Here is a 14,356-nt window from a genome sequence, read left to right on the forward strand (position 1 = left end):
CCGCGACAGTGATATGGCAGTCAGATCGCATCGCGGGGCAAGCCCGCTCCCACAGGCCCAAGCCGATCCCACGCAAAATCACGTCCTGCGCGCAGGCCGACAACCCCGGTAGGAGCGGGCTTGCCCCGCGAAGGAAGCGCAACGGCATCGCGGGGCAACATGCCCCGCGAACTGGCCCTCAAGGGGTGACGATGTTGAACGAAGGCGAGAAGGTATCGAGCATACCCAGTAGTTCGCCGAGCTTTTTGCTTTCACCCTGAACCTGGATATCGCCTTGCTTGATGGCAGACGGGAAGTCCAACTGGCGCAGGGTGATCTTATCCAGCGTGGCCTTGCTCATGGTCACGGTGAGCGCAGCTTGCGGGTTCTGGGTGCCGGCACGGTGGGTCAGCACGCCGTTACGCAAGGTCAGGGCAAAGGGCTGATTGAGGTCGCTGAACACCCAGTTCAAGGTCATGTCGTGGCCTTGGGCCCTCTGCGAATCCAGGCGCACGGCGAGGTAATCGAAGAACATGGACGGCGACATCGCCTGGATCATGTCCGGGGAGGCGGTGCCACCCTGGTATTGCGGCACGCCCTGACGCAGCTCCATGGCCCCGGTCAGGTACATATTGCGCCACAGCGCGTTCTCGCTCTGATAGCCCAACTGCTCCATGGCCCGGGCCTGAAGTTCGCGAGCCTCTTTGTTGTCAGGGGCGGAGAACACCAGGTTGTTGCCCAGTTGCACCGCCCAGCGGTACTCGCCGTTGGCCAGTGCCTCTTTCATTTTCTCCATGGCCGGTGCAAGGCCACCCAGGGCTTTCACCCAGTGCTCGGCGGCCTGTTCTGGCGGCAGTGGGTTGAGGTTTGCCGGGTTGCCGTCGTAGTAGCCAAGGTAGCGCTGGTACACGGCCCGCGAGTTGTGGCTCAGGGAGCCGTAGTAGCCGCGGGTGTACCACTTGTTCTCCAGCTCGCCCGGCAGTTTCTGCATGTCCTGGGCAATTTCCGCTGGCGTCAGGCCCTGGTTCAGCAGATGCAGGGTGCGGTCGTTGAGGAAGGCATACATGTCACGCTGGTCGGCAAGCAGGGTACGCACGCGCTCGCCGGTCCAGGTTGGCCAGTTGTGCGAGACGAACATGACGTCGGTCTTGTCGCCGTAGCGCTCCAGGCTTGCATCGATGTACTGGGCCCAGGCCTTGGCATCGCGCACCAGGGCGCCGCGCGGGGTGAGGATGTTGTGCATCATCTGCGTGGTGTTCTCAGACATGCACAAGGCGCGCAGCTGCGGCAGGTACAGGTTCATCTCGGACGGTGCTTCGGTGCCGGGGGTCAGCTGGAACTCGACATCGACCCCGTCAATGCGGTGGGTTTCGTAAGGGTCTTTGATCGACACGGTGGGCGCGATCAGCGTGAACGTGCCGCCAGAGGGGGTCGCTTTGCCCATGCCGGCATCGACCTGGCCCTTTTCACCGCGCGGCAGCAGGCTGCCGAACTGATACAGGGCACGACGGCTCATGGCGGTGCCGGCGAAAATGTTCTCGCTCACCGCATGTTCCATGAAGCCACTGGGCGCGTAGATTTTCACCTTGCCCGACTTCACGTCGGCGTCCTCGACAATGCCCTTGACGCCGCCAAAGTGGTCGGCATGACTGTGGCTGTAGATCACGGCAACCACCGGCTTTTTCGGGCGGTGCTGGTAGTACAGCTCCAGGGCGACACGTGCGGTTTCGGAGGCGGTCAGCGGGTCGATGATGATCAGGCCCTGATCACCTTCGATCACGGTCATGTTCGAGACGTCCATCCCGCGCAACTGGTAAATGCGCTCGGCGACCTGGAACAGGCCGGCATGGCTGTTCAACTGGCCCAGGCGCCACAGGCTCGGGTTGACACTGTCTGGCACCGTGTCGTTGTTGAGGAACCGATAAGCCGTGGTGTCCCAGATGATCTTGCCGTCGGTGCGCTTGATCTGTCCGTCAAACGCGGCGATCAAACCGCGACCGACTGACTCGTAGTCGGCGCGATCGGTAAAGGGCAACCGGCTCAGCACTGCCTTGTTGCTGCTGATCGTTTGGCTTGAGGCCGGTTGGTTGATGGCCGCTTCGGTTGCGTACAGCACCGGGCTGTTGATGGCTGCGATTGCGGCGGCCAGCAACAGGGGTTTGAAGACGTATTTCATGACTCCACCTTGGTTATTGTTATGCGTAACGGGTGTGTTCACCCAACTTGATGTCGCAGGTCTTGGACGCTGCACACTAAAGGACGGGGTGGGCAATGGCAGTAGATCGAACGAACCATACGCGTCGTTTGCGTCTTGCATGTCATTGCGGCCGCGCGTGATAGATCGCGCGTTGGCTGGGCTGAAGCCAGTCTTCGATTGTTACTGATTCATCAATATTGTTTTCCAGACTTTTGGGCATATCCGGAAAAAGCATCGCGATAAACTATCCCCCGCATTTAGCCGCCTCTGCACGACACTGAATGGATAGAGGCTTTGTTGATATGCGCCTGCATAACGAACTCGCGTTGAGTTTCGCTTCCAGACTATCGGGGTACAGCCAACTAATGTCCGTACCCGGGCCTTCACCCTAGTGGCGGTAATGTGCGTCGCTGATCTTTCAAGCTGACTTGCCTTCGGCAGGGTAGTGCAGAGGGAATTTGAACTAACCACGCTTAGCCAGATACGGGGCGTACGGCCCTTTTCGCCGGTGTGCTCACTCACCGTGGGCGCCGTTCTGTATTTCACCTTTAAGGCATATTTACTTATGACGGATGACACGCTTTCCCGCACGGGAAGACGCTCAATCAGCAATATTGCGAGGGTGCTGTTTTCCTTGCTGGTCTTTATCGTATCGCTTGCGTTGATCTACGGCGGGGGCAAATTGCTTGCCCTGGGTGGATCAAGTTATTACCTGTTCGCGGGCTTGGCTTATTTGCTGTTGGCCGCACTTTATCTGCTCCAGAAGCGAAGTGGCCTTGTGCTGTCTGTCGTTATATTCCTGGCCACTTGCGTCTGGGCGTTCTACGAAGTACGCCAGTTCAGTTACTGGCAACTGCTTCCACGCCTGGTCGTCCCGGCCGTTATCCTGACGCTCAGTCTGTGGGTTAGCGCAGCGCTTGCTGGCACGTCGTTGCGCACGCAGCGCCTGGCTAACCGTTCTGGTTTTGCCGTGTTCCTGGGGCTGATCGCCACCTTCGTTGCGGCGTTTTTCCCGCACGGTACGATCTCCAACCCGGTTGCCGCAACTGGTGCGTCCGCACCCGAGGCGCAATCGTCGGCGCCGGAAAACTGGGAGTTCTTTGGCCGCAATGCGTCGGGAACACGGTTTGCGCCCTACACGCAAATCACCCCGGAAAACGTTAACGAGCTGCAAGTTGCCTGGACGTACAGAACGGGCCGCAGAACCACTGGCGCAGGCGCAGGCGTGGACGAAAACACCCCGCTGCAGATCGGCAGTGTTTTGTACTCGTGCACGCCGGAAAACCTGATCACCGCGCTCGATGGTGACACCGGCAAGCCCCTCTGGAAGTTCGATCCGCAGGCTAGAAGCGAAGAGCACGTTACGTGCCGCGGCGTCGGTTACTACGACATCGACAAGGACGACAGCCTCGGCGCCGAGGTCAAGGCCGCTTACGGCAATGAGCAGCAATGCCGCCAGCGCATTCTGGTGTCGTCGGTGGATGCCCGCCTGTTCGCGCTCGATGCGCATACCGGTAACCTTTGCCCGAGCTTTGGCGACAGCGGCTATGTCGATCTCAAGAAAGGCATGGGCCCGACAGAGAACAGCAAACGCTATCACCCAACCTCGCTGCCGGTGGTCATGGGCCACCTGACGGTCGTGGGTGGCTGGGTGCGCGATATCGTGGCAAACGAGCCCTCTGGCGCTGTGCGTGCCTTCGATGTGCTGACCGGTGCGTTGGTGTGGGCCTGGGATGTCGGTGCGCCCGAGCGCGCAGATGCTGCTGCCGCCGATCACCAGTTCACGCTCGAAACGCCGAACGTCTGGACCATTCCTACCTACGACAAAGCGCTTAACCTGGTGTACCTGCCAACCGGCAACGGTCCGCCGGACTATTGGGGCGGTGATCGTAACCAGGTCAAGGAAAAGTACGGCTCGGCAGTCGTCGCCGTCGACGCTTCGACAGGCAAGGCCAAATGGGTCTACCAGATGGTCCACCACGATGTGTGGGACTACGATCTGCCGTCGCAGCCGGTTCTTTATGACATGAAGAACGCCCAGGGCGAGAAAACCCCGGTCTTGATCCAGACCACCAAGACCGGTCATATCTTTGTGCTGGATCGCCGTACCGGCAAACCGGTTACCGAAGTTCAGGAGCGTCCGGTGCCGACCTCGCCAGCGGCAGAAGGCGAGCACCTGTCGCCGACGCAGCCGTACTCCGTGGGTATGCCGGTCATTGGTGCCGAACCACTGACTGAAGCGTCGATGTGGGGTGTGAGCACCTTCGACCAACTGTATTGCCGGATCATGTTCAAGGACTCGGTCTATGTGGGTCCATTCACGCCGCCTACTGAAAAGCCATACATCGAATGGCCCGGCTTGTTGGGTGGCATGAACTGGGGTGGCATCTCCATCGACGAGAACACCGGCATGATGTTCGTCAATGACATGCGTGTGCCGCTGCGAATGTCCTTGGTCACCCAGGAAAACACCAAGAAATTCAAAGTGTCGACTGATGAAGTGCCGGGTTTCATGGGGACTATTCGTCCGCAAGTCGCTGGCATCTATGGTGGTGTCAGAATCGACATTCTGCAGTCGCCACTGGGCGTGCCGTGCAACAACCCACCGTTCGGCAGCATGAGTGCGATTGACCTGAATACGCAGAAGCTGGTCTGGCAGGTTCCGTTGGGAACCGTCCAGGACACCGGACCGCTGGGTATCAAGACAAAAATGCCGATCCCGCTGGGTATGCCGACACTCGGCGGTCCAACCTCGACGGCGTCCGGCCTGGTGTTCTTTGCCGGTACCCAGGATTACTACCTGCGTGCACTCGACTCGGCAACAGGCAAGGAGGTGTGGAAAGCGCGCTTGCCAGTGGGCGCTGTGGCGGCCCCGCTGATCTACAAGTCGCCCACGACAGGGAAGCAGTATGTGGTGATCTCCGCCGGTGGCATGAGCCATTCGCCTGATGTAGGCGATTACATCATTGCTTATGCGCTGCCCGACAGTGTTAGCAAGTAACGCTTCGGCTGACGTTGTTTAAACAGTAATCCCCGTTTACGGGGGTTACTTTTGGTTCTTCACGGATTTACGGGTTTGATGTTCTTTGTGGATTTGTGGATTTGTGGATTTGTGGATTTGTGGATTTGTGGATTTGTGGATTTGTGGATTTTAGTGCTGCGGGCTTATCCATTTGCCAAGGCGGCGCTGAGTCACCTTTGCGCCCTTACGGCGCCTTACTTTTTTTCAGTCGAAAAAAAAAGTAAGCAAAAAATTCTCGCCCCACCAGGGGCCCTACGCTTCGCTACGGGTCCCCTCTCTCCGGTGTCGCTACGGGGTATCGCGGCCTACGACTTGCTTCGCCAAGTCTACGTCTCGCGACTTCGGCTAACGCCGAAGGTGCTTCGCACTCACCCCTTCGCAACACCTCCGCTCGGCCCTTCTGGTTAACGGGGCAGGTAGATCAAAAGCAAGATCAAAAGCAAAAGATCAAAAGCAAAAGATCAAAAGCAAAAAAGCGGTGCCTACTGATTCACCGGGGTCCAAAAGCAAGAGCGCAGCGAATTGTGCTCTTGATCTTGATCCACCGGCCCCGTTAACCAGAAGGGCCGAGCGTAGGTGTCGTGGAGGGGCTAGCGCGCAGCGCCTTCGGCGAATGCCGAAGTTGCGAAGCGTAGACTTGGCGAAGCAAGTCGTAGCTCGCAATGCCCCGTAGCGACACCGTAGCGAGGGGACCCGGAGCGAAGCGTAGGGCCCCTGGTGGGGCAAGAATTTTTTGCTTACTTTTTTTTTCGACTGAAAAAAAGTAAGCCGCCGTAAGGGCGGAAGGGGCCAGTGGCCCCACCACACAAAATGGATCAACTCGCCACCGCCACCGCCACCGCCACCGCCACCGCCACCGCCCAAGCCAGCCTAGCCAAACGTTCCCGACAATCCGTGATCAACCTTATTTTTGCGCCATCCACCTCTTTGCAATGGAGCACCTCCCGAATGTCTTTTTCTTTCCGCGCACTGCTGACCAGCAGCCTGTGCAGCGGTCTGTCGCTATTTCTCTTGCCCCCGTCCTCAGCACAGGCTGACACCTCCGATCTGATGAGCCGTTCGACACTCACCGGCGACTGGGGTGGCGAACGCCAGAAGCTGGCCGACGCGGGGATCAAGCTGAGCGGTGACTACAGTTCTGAAACGATTTCCAACCTGCACGGCGGGATCAAGCGCGGCACCCGCTATGCGCAACAAATACGCATTGGCGCACAGTTCGACCTGAGCAAATTACTCGACACCCCTGATGCCGGGCGGGTGCAGATCATCGTCAATGACCGTCGCGGGCACAGCGCTACTGAAGACTTGCTCGGCAACCGCCTGTCAGCGCAAGAAAACTACGGCGGCCAGTACACCCGACTGACCGAGTTCAGCTATCAGCGCACGCTGTTTTCACCCGACGTGTCGACCAAGGTCGGCTTCATGGTGATGGGCACCGAGTTTGGCGGCATGCCCATCCTGGCCAACTTTGTCAGCGCCGGCTTCTGTGCGCACCCGCTGACCATGGGTAGCGGCAGTGGCTGGGGCAATTACCCGACGGCCCATTGGGGAGGGGAGCTGCGTTACGACGTAAGCCCCGCACTGACACTGCAGACGGCTGTATTCCAGGTCAACCCGGAGTACAACATGCGCTCCTCCAAAGCCTTCGCCATGCCCAGCAACGGTACGACCGGCGCAATTTTGCCACTGGAAGCGATCTTCAATAACGACGCCTTCCTGGATGGCCAATACAAAGTCGGTTGGTACTACGACACCTCCAACGCCCCGAAAATTGGCAGCACAGAAAAAAGCAATAACCGCACCGGCGCATACGTGTTGATGGACCAGGCAATCTGGAGGGATGAGCAAGACCCGCAAAGCGTGCTGCGCCTCTTTGGCCAGGCGGCTACCAGCAACGCGCAGACCTCGCCGATGCGTCGCTGGTACTCGCTAGGGCTGGTCAAGCAGAAGCCGTTTGCCAGTCGCCCGAACGACACCATCTCCTTCGGCTATGGCCGTGCCGTACTCAACCCGCGCACGCGGGACGTGCAGGAAGCGGCGGCGAGCAACCCCGGCGAATACGACATGATCGCTGGCCTCGACAACGGCGAGCAGATGCTGGAGCTCAACTATGGCGCGCAAGTCACGCCTTGGCTGATGGTGCGTCCCGATCTGCAGTACTACATCGAGCCGGGTGCGTTCTTCGGCAAGAGCCGAGGCAATGCCCTGGCCGCAGGCTTGCAGATCAAAGCGACGTTCTAGAACGCAATTGCCAGCCCCAGGCCTGAGTTGAATCAGGCCTGGCGCCTCACCTCACTGCGTCAAGGTCGCAGGTAGCGCTCGACCGTATCGAGGTACCAGTCAACGAAGTCGATGACCTTCTTTTCGTCATTTTCTGAATAGGGCCCCGGCACATACCCGGCGCCCTGCACGCCGAGGAAGTTGTTTTCTGCCAGCCACTTGTCCTGCTCGTTGGTGGCGTTCCAGAGCGCGGTGAGGTGGGCCACATCGTAGTCGCGACCTTCCTGCGCGTCCTTGTGCACCAGCCATTTACCGCGCACGTGGGTGGTGCCGGCGTCGATCGGCCAGGCCTCGAAGGTGAAGGCGTGGTCCCGCAGCGCATGGCTGAACGCGCTCGGTTCGGTGGCCCAGCGCAGGGTGCCGATATTGCCTTCGCCGCCCGGAATCAACAGCTTCGTGCAGGCCAGACGGCCATCCAGGGTCAGGGAATGGACGCCGTCCTTGATCGGGAAGCGCAGGATGTCGAACCAGGCACCCTCGGCCGGGCCATTGATCAGCCCGTTGGCATGGCAGGTCGCCTCAAAGTCCAGCATCCATTGCGGCTGGCCGTCGAAGTAGTCGTCCTCGGTGGGGTCGCGGAAGGAGGACAGCAGCTCGGGATGCCGCGCGCTGCAGTGGTAGCACTCGCGGCCGTTTTCCATCACCAGTTTCCAGTTGGCGTGCTCGGGCAGCACCGCTGCATGGGCGACCTTGGCGTTCTCCAGGTCGTGGGGGGACAGCATCGGTTCGAGTGCCCGGCGAAACTCGCCGAAGTCGGGCACGTCGTCCGACAGGGCGATGAAGATCACCCCGGCCACCACTTCGCAATGGACCGGCATCAGGCTGTGCCGGCCCGGGTCGAAGTCGGCGGGCATGTTGCGGGCGAAGAGCAGGTTGCCTTTGAGGTCGTAGGTCCACTGGTGATAGGGGCAGACCAGGCGCCGCGCCGAGCCCTTGTCGGCGGTGCAGATCAGCGCGCCACGGTGACGGCAGGTGTTGAAGTAGGCACGGACCGAGCTTTCCGCTTCGCGGATGATCACCACCGAGGTCTTGCCCAGTTGCACGGTGATGTAGTCGCCGACCCGGGGCACTTCGGCCAGGTGCCCGGCCTGCAGCCAGGCGCGGGCGAAGACCGCTTTCATCTCGAAATCGAACACGGCCTGGGAGGTGTACAGCGCCTGCGGCAAGGTATGGCCGCGCTGGCACTGGCCGTAGAGATCGGCCAGCGCAGTGAAGGGAAAGTCGGTCGGGGTGGTGCCGTGGCTGCAGCCTGCCATGTGCGGTTCCTCATCGGGTGTCGCCCGTTCGGGCGTGTTGTTATGGGTGGCCGGGGTTCTTATAGGGCAGGGCCGGGGGGGCCGCCAAACGAAACTCCGGCATGACCGCCATTCCTTTTTTCATGGGTATCCGGGGCCATTCCACGGTGGCACCGGCCCATGCCGAAACATCCTTTGCGGCGCCCGGCGCAACCCCTCGATACTCGGGCTCGCAGCCTCTGCGGCAGAACAACAATAACCAGCGGGACCGATATGAATACTTTCGTGCAACCCACCCCTTCGCGGATCTGGAGCAATGGCCGGCATGCCGTCCGCTGCGTCGCCATCGTCGAGGAAACCCATGACGTTCGGACCTTCTGCTTCAAGGCCGAAGCCCCGACGCTGTTCTCCTTCAAGCCCGGGCAGTTCGTCACCCTGGCGCTGGAAATCGAGGGTGAACAGCTCATGCGTTCCTACACGCTCAGCAGTTCGCCGTCGCAGCCGTACAGCTTTTCCCTGACCATCAAGCGCGTGCCGGGCGGCAAGGTGTCGAACTGGCTGCACGATCACCTGAAGGCGGGCGACGCGCTGGTCGTCCACGGCCCGGCGGGGCAGTTCAATGTCATCGACTTCCCCGCCGACAAGGTGTTGCTGCTCTCCGGCGGCGTCGGCATCACCCCGGTGATGTCCATGGCCCGCTGGCTGTTCGACACCCATGAGCCGGTGGATGTGGTGTTCGTGCACAGTGCTCGTACGCCCAAGGACATCCCCTTCCACGACGAACTGCGGCGCATGGCCGCCCGCAGCCAGGCGTTCACGCTGCACCTGGTGTGCGAGCGCGACGCACAAGGCGAAGCCTGGTCCGGCTATCGCGGCTATTTCGCCCGGCCGATGCTCGAACTGATGGCGGCCGATTTTCTCCAGCGGGAGGTCTTCTGCTGCGGCCCGGCGCCCTACATGACGGCGGTCAGGCACATGTTGCAGGACGCAGGGTTCGACATGAGCCGCTACCACGAGGAAGCCTTCGTCGCGCCGGTGACGCCCGTGTCGTCGGGGAGCGGTGTCGGCCACCAGGTCACCTTCTCCCGCAGCGGGCACAGCGTTCGCGTCGCCGCGGGGGAAACCCTGCACGCGGCGGCAGGCCGGGTCGGGCTACACATTCCCAAGGCCTGTGGCATGGGTCTGTGCGGCACCTGCCGGGTGTTGAAACTGGACGGCGAGGTGGCGATGGCACACAACGGCGGTATCAGCGAGGAAGAGCTGGCCGAGGGCTACGTCCTGTCCTGCTGCGGTATCCCCCAGGGGGATGTGATCCTCGATTGCTGAGTGCCGCGGCAAATTGCCTGGCCGCAGGTTTGCCGCTACCCTCGGACGCTTCCGATACAGCGCCTGACCGGGGGAACACCGTCCATGAGCACAAAGAAGCTGCCGCCCCTGAGTGCCGTCGTGGCCTTCGACGCGGTGGTGCGGCTGGGCACCTTCACCCGGGCGGCCAGCGAACTGCATCTCACCCAGAGCGCGATCAGCAAACAGATCAAACGCCTTGAACAGAGCCTCGGCACGCCGCTGTTCGAGCGCAAGGGCAACGAGGTGATTCTCACCGCCAGCGGCGCCGTGCTGTACCGGGCGGTGACCCAGAGCCTGCAATGCATCAAGGAAGCGGTGCAGCAGATCGACAGCGCGCTGGCGCCGAGCCTGTCCATCAGCGCCAGTTCCGGCATCGCCAGCTACCTGGTCATCCCGCTGATGTCCCGCTTTCGCAAGCTGTACCCGCAGATCAACGTGCGGGTGGTGGGCATGGAGGATCGCCTGAAGCTGGATTTCACCGATACCGATTTCGCCATCCTCTACGGCGACGGCCAGTGGAAAGACCTGCGCGTCCAGCGCCTGGCCGAGGAAGCAATCTTCGCCGTCTGCACCCCGCAGTTCCGCGCCGCCAACCAGATCCAGGGGCTGGCCGACCTGGCGCGCTGCGACCTGATCGAGCTGGAGTCCAACGACCCCGCGACCCTTTCGACCCGCCAGTGGATGCGCCAGGTGGGGTGTCAGGAGCCGCACCGTGGCTCGATCATTCGCGTCTCCAGCTACGAGCTGGCGATCAAGGCGGCGCTGGCCGGCGAGGGCGTCGCATTGGCCTGGGCCGAGGCATTGCCCGACGAGTTCCACAGCCAGCGGCTGTGCCGGGCCTGCGAGGAAACCCTGAAGACCGGGCAGGGTGAATACATCGCCTGTCCCGCGTCCCGCGATCTGCAGCCGATGGCGCAAACCCTGTGGGACTGGATCGCCGCTTCCCCTCCTGGCGGCTGACAGGCGTTTCTTCAGGCAAACTTCGCAACTGCCGCCTTCCCTTTGAATCTGCATGCGCCAGACGCATGCAGCGCAGGCATATATTGCGCTTTTGCCGCCCCGGAGCCCCGCGTATGTTGGACCTGTCTGCGAAACCCGCAGCCATCCCTTCCAACAAGAACAACGCACGAGGGAACTCCATGAAGTCGCACCGCCTATGCGGCCACGCCGCTGCCGAGCACCACAGACGATCAGGCTGATTGCGCCGCTTGCACTGCTACCCATTCGCCCCGCAAACAATAAAAAAGCTCGCGGCGTCGCCCTGGCGCGCCGAGCGGCTGGAGGTCTACATGTCCGTGCAGTCGAACAGTATCAGCGGCGCTCTGTCGCCCAGTAGTTCGTCCGTGGTTGCCAGTTCCGGCGCCTGGACCACGCTTTTCATCCTGACCGCGGTGTACGCGATCAATATCGCCGACCGCTATGTTCTTTCCACCCTGATCGAACCGATCAAGCACGAGTTCCAGCTCAGCGATGCCTCGGTGGGCTTTCTCACCGGCGTGGCCCTGGCGATCTTTTATGTCGCTGCCGGCCTGCCGCTGGGCGCTCTGGCCGACCGCACCAACCGCAAACGCATGATCGGTACGGCGGTGGCGGTATGGTCGGCGATGACCGTGCTCTGCGGCCTTAGCAGCAATTTCTGGCAATTGCTGCTGGCCCGTGTCGGCGTCGGTGTCGGCGAGGCGGGCGGAACCCCGCCCAGTCACTCGATCATTGCCGACAAGTTCCGTCCCAAGTTGCGCGCCTTCGCCCTGTCGGTCTACGGCATCGGTGCCAGTGTCGGCGCCTGGTTCGGCGCGTCGGGCGCGGGTTACCTGAACGACGTCTACGGCTGGCGCACCACGCTGTTGGTGTTCGGCCTGTGCGGGCTGCCGTTCGCCCTGCTGGTGTGGCTGTGCATCCGCGAGCCAAAGCGGGTGCATGACGAGGGCGAGCCGCGCGACAGCGATGCCACCAGTTTTCGCCAGGCGCTGCGCTACACGCTCCGGCACCGCGCGCTGTTTCACCTGATCGCCGGGGCCACGGTCGTGACCTTCTGGGGCTGGGGCATTCTCTGGTGGGCCACCTCGTTCCTGGTGCGCACCTACTCGATGACCGTGGGCGAGGCGGGCGCCATGCTCGGCCCGATCCATGGCATCGCCGGCACCGCCATGATGGTCATCACCGTGCTGGTGATGCTGCTGCTGCGCAGCAAGGCCATGTACCAGCAATCCAGCTTCGTGGCCTGGACCACGCTGCTGGGCACGCTGTTCTCCATCGCCCTGTTCGCCACCACCCGGCTGGAGCTGGCCCATGTGCTGCTGTGGCTGTTCGTGCCCATCACCTACATCTACATCGGCCCCTCCATTGGCCTGCTGCAGAACCTCTATCCCGCCGGCATGCGCGCCAAGGGCTCGGCGATCCTGCTGTTCACCGCCAACATCGCCAATCTGGCAATCGCCCCGCAGCTGGTGGGCCTGCTGTCGGACGTGGTCGCGCCACGCCTGGGCAATCCCCAGGAGTCGCTGCGCTACGTGCTGCTGGGCTGCGCCTTCACCGGCTTCTGGGCGACCTATCACTACTGGGCCTGCGCCCGTCACATGAAAAGGGAAACACGATGAACCAGCCACTGCGCGTCAACGCGGCACAGGTGCTCTACAGCCAGCGCCCGCTCTCCGGCAATTCACGGGTCGAGATGGGCTGGTCCATCCCCGAGGATGACGAGGGGCCGCTACTGGCCGGCTTCGCCCGCTGGGACGGTGACGAGTCACCGTACAAGACCCTGAACTACGACGAGGTGCTGATCGTGCTCGAAGGCACTTTCGGCTTTGAGCTGGAATCCGGCGAACGTTTCGAGGGCGGCCCCGAGACCACCCTGCGAATTCCCAGGAACACGGCGGTGAAGTACTTCGGCTCACAGGCGAAGGTGTTCTTCGTCATCACCCCGCCGCAGGCGTGAGGCAACCATGGAAGCGACTCGGATGGACATCACCCTCAGACCCCACGACGACCACACCAATGGCTGGTCGGCGATCCTGCCGCCGCGGCGTCCCCACGCGCCGCTGCGTCAGCAGCTGGACGCCGACTGGCTGATCATCGGCGCCGGCTACGCCGGGCTCGCCGCGGCCCGGCGTCTGGCGCACAACCGCCCCAATGAGCGCATTGTGGTGCTGGAAGCGGGCGAGGCCGGCGACAACGCCTCCGGGCGCAACTCCGGCTTCGCCATCGACGTGCCGCACAACGTCGGCAGCTCCACCGCCGAGTTGGAAAAGGCGGCCAACTACAAGCGCCTGATGAAGGCGGGCATTGCCTGGCTCGACGGCATCGTCAGGGAGCGGGGCATCCAGTGCGACTGGAGCGAGAAGGGCAAATACCATTGCGCCGCCGCGCCGCACCTGGCCGAGACCCTGCTGCGCCAGCACGCCCACGAGCTGGAAACGCTCGGCGAACCCTACACATGGCTGGAACAGGCGGAACTGGCGCGGCGCCTGGGCACCTCGTTCTTTCACGCCGGAATCTACACACCGGGGTGCATCCTGCTCAATCCGGCGGCATTGACCCGCGGGCTGGCGGACTCACTGCCCGATAACGTCACCCTGTTCGAGAACAGCGCGGTGACCCGCCTGGAGCGCGGTCGGACGATTGTCGCCAGCACTGCGCAGGGCGCCGTCAGCGCCCGCCAGCTGATCCTCGCCAACAATGGCAGCGCCTCGCAGTTGCCCGGCTTCGAGCGGCAGATGTTCAACGTTGCCTCCTATGGCAGTCTGACCCGGCCGCTGACGGCGCAGCAGCGCGCGCGCATCGGCGACGTCGAGGAATGGGGCGTGACCCCGGCCAACGCGGTCAGCGGCGCGACCATGCGCTATACCCGCGATCACCGCCTGCTGATTCGCCAGCAATTCGATTTCACCCCGGGCATGCGGGTCGACGAGCGTGTGCGCGGGCGCATTCGCGAGCAGCACAAGGCGGTTTTCCTGGCGCGCTTTCCCGAGCTGGGTGACGTGGCGATGGAACATTTCTGGATGGGTTTTTTCAGCATCACTCGCAATGGTGCGCCGCGCTGGGGCAAGATCGAGCCCAACGTCTTCGCGGCGGTGGGCTGCAACGGTGTCGGGATCGCCAAGCAGACCATCGCCGGCATGACCCTGGCCGATCTGGCGTGCGGCGAGGAGAATGCGTTGATCGCCGATATGCTGGAACTGGGCGCGCCCAGCAAGTTGCCGCCCAGGCCTTTGCTGGATATCGGTGTGAAGGCGTATCTGGCCAAGGAGCGCTGGGTCGGGAGGCAGGAATATTAACGAGCGAGACCCACGGGTGCGG

At 62.2% G+C, this 14,356-nt stretch carries 9 protein-coding genes; 7 read left to right on the forward strand and 2 right to left on the reverse strand.

The window, feature by feature from the left end; translation table 11 throughout:
- Window positions 1-178 precede the first annotated feature (178 nt).
- Window positions 179-2,155, reverse strand: coding sequence for an alkyl/aryl-sulfatase (locus U9R80_RS12295; RefSeq protein ID WP_301843424.1), 1,977 nt, complete (start codon window positions 2,153-2,155; stop codon window positions 179-181).
- 586 nt (window positions 2,156-2,741) lie between these two features.
- Between U9R80_RS12295 and U9R80_RS12300 the strand changes: the two genes are divergently transcribed.
- Window positions 2,742-5,177 (forward strand): membrane-bound PQQ-dependent dehydrogenase, glucose/quinate/shikimate family, encoded by a 2,436-nt coding sequence (locus U9R80_RS12300; RefSeq protein ID WP_301843423.1) that lies wholly within the window; start codon window positions 2,742-2,744, stop codon window positions 5,175-5,177.
- Window positions 5,178-6,146: 969 nt separating this feature from the next.
- On the forward strand, window positions 6,147-7,439 hold the full coding sequence (locus U9R80_RS12305; RefSeq protein WP_301842267.1) for a carbohydrate porin: 1,293 nt from the start codon (window positions 6,147-6,149) through the stop codon (window positions 7,437-7,439).
- Between the two features lie 59 nt (window positions 7,440-7,498).
- Here the strand turns inward: U9R80_RS12305 and U9R80_RS12310 are convergent, their stop codons facing one another.
- Window positions 7,499-8,734 carry an aromatic ring-hydroxylating oxygenase subunit alpha gene (locus U9R80_RS12310; RefSeq protein WP_301842268.1) on the reverse strand — a complete coding sequence of 412 codons (1,236 nt, stop codon included), beginning with the start codon at window positions 8,732-8,734 and terminating at the stop codon, window positions 7,499-7,501.
- A gap of 252 nt (window positions 8,735-8,986) precedes the next feature.
- Between U9R80_RS12310 and U9R80_RS12315 the strand changes: the two genes are divergently transcribed.
- From U9R80_RS12315 to U9R80_RS12335, 5 genes are all read left to right on the forward strand, one after another.
- On the forward strand, window positions 8,987-10,039 hold the full coding sequence (locus U9R80_RS12315; protein ID WP_301842269.1) for a hybrid-cluster NAD(P)-dependent oxidoreductase: 1,053 nt from the start codon (window positions 8,987-8,989) through the stop codon (window positions 10,037-10,039).
- A gap of 84 nt (window positions 10,040-10,123) precedes the next feature.
- Complete coding sequence (locus tag U9R80_RS12320; protein WP_301842271.1) at window positions 10,124-11,020, forward strand: LysR substrate-binding domain-containing protein; 897 nt, start codon at window positions 10,124-10,126, stop codon at window positions 11,018-11,020.
- A 329-nt stretch (window positions 11,021-11,349) separates the two neighbouring features.
- Window positions 11,350-12,657, forward strand: coding sequence for a spinster family MFS transporter (locus U9R80_RS12325; protein WP_301842272.1), 1,308 nt, complete (start codon window positions 11,350-11,352; stop codon window positions 12,655-12,657).
- Window positions 12,654-12,995, forward strand: a complete 342-nt coding sequence (locus U9R80_RS12330; protein WP_301842275.1) for a hypothetical protein — start codon at window positions 12,654-12,656, stop codon at window positions 12,993-12,995. Before U9R80_RS12325 ends, U9R80_RS12330 begins: the two co-directional genes overlap by 4 nt.
- A gap of 7 nt (window positions 12,996-13,002) precedes the next feature.
- A complete protein-coding gene (locus U9R80_RS12335; protein ID WP_301842276.1) occupies window positions 13,003-14,334 on the forward strand; it encodes an NAD(P)/FAD-dependent oxidoreductase in 1,332 nt (443 codons plus the stop codon).
- Window positions 14,335-14,356: the final 22 nt, after the last annotated feature.

This window comes from Pseudomonas sp. JQ170C (assembly GCF_035581345.1).
Classification (GTDB): domain Bacteria; phylum Pseudomonadota; class Gammaproteobacteria; order Pseudomonadales; family Pseudomonadaceae; genus Aquipseudomonas.